Source organism: Rhodoblastus sp., assembly GCF_041915505.1.
In the GTDB taxonomy this organism is placed as follows: domain Bacteria; phylum Pseudomonadota; class Alphaproteobacteria; order Rhizobiales; family Beijerinckiaceae; genus Rhodoblastus.
The window spans coordinates 1-2,717 of sequence record NZ_JAYSBG010000422.1 but is presented as its reverse complement, the minus strand read 5'-3'; the positions used below and the strand labels follow the sequence as shown (position 1 = coordinate 2,717).

4 protein-coding genes are annotated in these 2,717 nt (G+C 66.4%); 2 read left to right on the top strand and 2 right to left on the bottom strand.

Going from position 1 to position 2,717, the window contains the following annotated elements; all coding sequences use genetic code 11:
• Positions 1 to 89 precede the first annotated feature (89 nt).
• A complete protein-coding gene (locus ACE3S9_RS17985; protein ID WP_374547850.1) occupies positions 90 to 1,301 on the top strand; it encodes a class I SAM-dependent methyltransferase in 1,212 nt (403 codons plus the stop codon).
• A 2-nt stretch (positions 1,302 to 1,303) separates the two neighbouring features.
• Complete coding sequence (locus ACE3S9_RS17980; RefSeq protein ID WP_374547849.1) at positions 1,304 to 1,699, top strand: DUF2177 family protein; 396 nt, start codon at positions 1,304 to 1,306, stop codon at positions 1,697 to 1,699.
• Here ACE3S9_RS17980 and ACE3S9_RS17975 read toward each other — a convergent pair whose 3' ends face one another.
• Both ACE3S9_RS17975 and ACE3S9_RS17970 read right to left on the bottom strand, forming a co-directional pair.
• Positions 1,700 to 2,353: a ChrR family anti-sigma-E factor gene (locus tag ACE3S9_RS17975; protein WP_374547848.1), complete on the bottom strand. Its 654-nt coding sequence runs from the start codon at positions 2,351 to 2,353 to the stop codon at positions 1,700 to 1,702.
• Positions 2,350 to 2,717 (bottom strand): sigma-70 family RNA polymerase sigma factor (locus ACE3S9_RS17970; protein WP_374547847.1); only part of this gene is annotated, 368 nt, incomplete at its 5' end. The genes ACE3S9_RS17975 and ACE3S9_RS17970, both read right to left, overlap by 4 nt.

Sequence of the window (2,717 nt, the reverse complement as noted above, 5' to 3'; positions counted from 1 at the left end):
TGGCGGAAGGGAATAGGCCTGCGCCGCCGCCCGCCGCCGCCGCAAGATCCCATCACCCTCGTTCCCGCCTCCGACGTGAGCAAACCCCGATGAAATCGCCAACCATCGCCTTGACCGAACGAAAAAGCGCGAAGCTTTTTCTTCATCCGCTGGCGTTGGCGCTCCGGCCCTGGCTGGACGGGATTGCCCATGGCGCCTTGAGCCTGCGGCTGCCATCCGGCGATCTTCTGGAGGCGCGCGGCGGGCCGGGCCCCGAGGTCAGTCTGGTCCTGAACGACTGGCGCGCCGTGCGCCGCCTGTTCCTGAAAGGCGGGATCGGCTTCGCAGACGCTTTTGTCGCGGGCGAATGGACGACGCCCGATCTTGTGGCGCTGCTATGCTTCGGCGCCCTCAACGCGCCCGAGCTCGCAGGGCTTTCCGGCAATCCGGCGCACCGGCTCTTCAGCCGCCTGCGCCACCGCCTGCGCGGCAATACCCGGCGCGGCAGCCGCCGCAACATCGTCAGCCACTACGATCTCGGCAACGACTTTTTCTCGCTCTGGCTCGACCCGACACTGCTTTATTCCTCGGCCTTGTTCGAGGCCGGCGCCGCGACCCTCGAAGAGGCGCAGGAATACAGGCTGGCGCATATCGTCGAACTGCTGGAGCTGCGCGGCGGCGAAAAAATTCTCGAAATTGGCTGCGGCTGGGGCGCGCTCGCGCTGCGCCTCGGGCAGGCGGGCGCAGGCGCCGTCACCGGCCTGACGCTTTCGCCCGCCCAGCTCGATTTTGCGCGAAAGCGCTGCGCCGGAGCGCCGGTGGACCTTCGGCTGCAGGATTACCGCGACGTGGCCGGGACCTTCGACCGCATCGTCTCGATCGAGATGATCGAAGCGGTGGGCGAGATTTTCTGGCCGATCTATTTCGGCAAGATCGAGCAGGTCTTGCGGCCCGGCGGAACCGCCCTGATTCAGGCCATCACCATCGACGAGACGCGCTTCGAGGCCTATCGCGCCCGGCCCGACTTCATTCAGCGCCACATTTTTCCCGGCGGCTTCCTGCCGACGAAAACGGCGATCGCCCAACAGGCCGCCCACGCCGGGCTGAAGCTCGTGCGAACCGAAACGTTCGGCCTCTCCTACGCCCGCACCCTGGCCGAATGGCGCGCGCGTTTCGAGGCGCGCTGGCCGGAGATCGCCGCCCTCGGATTCGACGCAGGATTCCGTCGTTTGTGGACCTATTACCTGTGTTATTGCGAGGCGGGGTTCCGTGAAGGCGTCACCGATGTTGGCTTCTATCTGCTACAAAAACCGGGGGCCTGATCATGAAAACGCTTGCGGCGTTCGCCGCAACCCTGATCGTCTTCGCCGGCGTTGATTTTCTCTGGCTCAGCCGCATGGCCGGGGCTTTTTACCGCCCCGCCATGGGCGGCCTGGCGCTGGACGGGTTTCGTCCCGGCCCCGCGGTCGTCTTCTATCTGCTCTACGCCGCCGGGGTCGCCTTTTTTGCAGTCCGGCCCGGTCTTGCCGCGCAAAGCTGGCAAAGCGCGGCGCTCCATGGGCTGGCCTTCGGTTTGGTCGGCTATGGGGTCTATGACCTGACCAATCAGGCGACCCTGAAGCATTGGCCTTTGGCGCTGACCGTCGTCGATATGGCCTGGGGATCGTTCCTGACCGCCCTGGCGGCTTCGGCCGGCTATGGCGCCGGCCGGCTGTTCTGATCAAATCCCCATCAGCGGCTGGAACAGCCGGCCGAGCAGGGAGCGGATGCGCAGCGGCTTCTCCACGGCAGCGAGGCAGAGGCAATCCTCGTCGCCGGTGACGCGCGGCTCGTGATCGGTCAGGGATTCATCCGCCTCGATCAGGTCGCCGGGCTCATATTGCGCGCGACCATCGCTAAATCCGCCTGCCAGAACCTGTGTCAGCTCCAGACCGCCATGACCATGGGCGGGCGCGGCGAAACCGGCGGCGATCTTCAGCAGAATGACCCGATCCTGTTCCGCGCCGGGAACCTCCACCCGCGCCCAGCGCAATTTGGGGTGGACGAAACGCCAGGGCCCGACCTTGCAACCGGCCATGGCGGCAGGCAGCGCGAAGCCATCGGCGGTGAAGACGGGCGCGGCGCGCGCCTCCTGCGGCGCTTCGCCGGAATCGATGCGGGCGAAGACCTTTTCCAGAAGCGCCGCCGATATCCCGGCCGGCGGCAGATCGTCGAGCAGGGCGCCGCCGACGGCCTCGAAACGCCGCAGCGTGGCGCGGCATGACGGGCAGCCGCCGAGATGGACGCGCATCACCATGGCGAGGCCAGGCCGCAGATTGCCGCATGCGTAACGCTGCAACGTCTCGTCGCTGGGATGTTTGAAGGCCTCGGTCATTGCGCGTCCTCCAGCAGGGCGCGCAATCTGCCGAGCGCAAGCCGAAGGCGCGATTTCACCGTGCCGAGCGGCAAGCCCAGCTCTTGGGCGATCGCCGATTGCGGCTTGTCGGCGAAATAGGCTTGCATCAGCACCTGCTTCTGCTCGTGCGGCAGCTGCTCCAGCGCCCTTCGCACCTGCGTCTCGCTTTCGGCGACGAGCAGGCGGCTTTCGCCGTCCGGCTGGTCGTCCATCTCGTCCCAATCGTTGAGGGGCAGCGTTTCGCGGTTGGCTTTGCGCCGGGAATGATCGACGCGAAGATTGCGTGCGATGGTGAAAATCCAGGTCGAGACGCCGCCATAAGCGGGATCGTAGAGCGGCGCCT

What these genes read in the sequence shown, in the direction of transcription:
- ACE3S9_RS17985 (WP_374547850.1), top strand. Translation starts at nt 90, where the DNA reads ATGAAATCGCCAACCATCGCCTTGACCGAACGAAAAAGCGCGAAGCTT.
- ACE3S9_RS17980 (WP_374547849.1), top strand. Translation starts at nt 1,304, where the DNA reads ATGAAAACGCTTGCGGCGTTCGCCGCAACCCTGATCGTCTTCGCCGGC.
- ACE3S9_RS17975 (WP_374547848.1), bottom strand. Translation starts at nt 2,353, where the DNA reads ATGACCGAGGCCTTCAAACATCCCAGCGACGAGACGTTGCAGCGTTAC.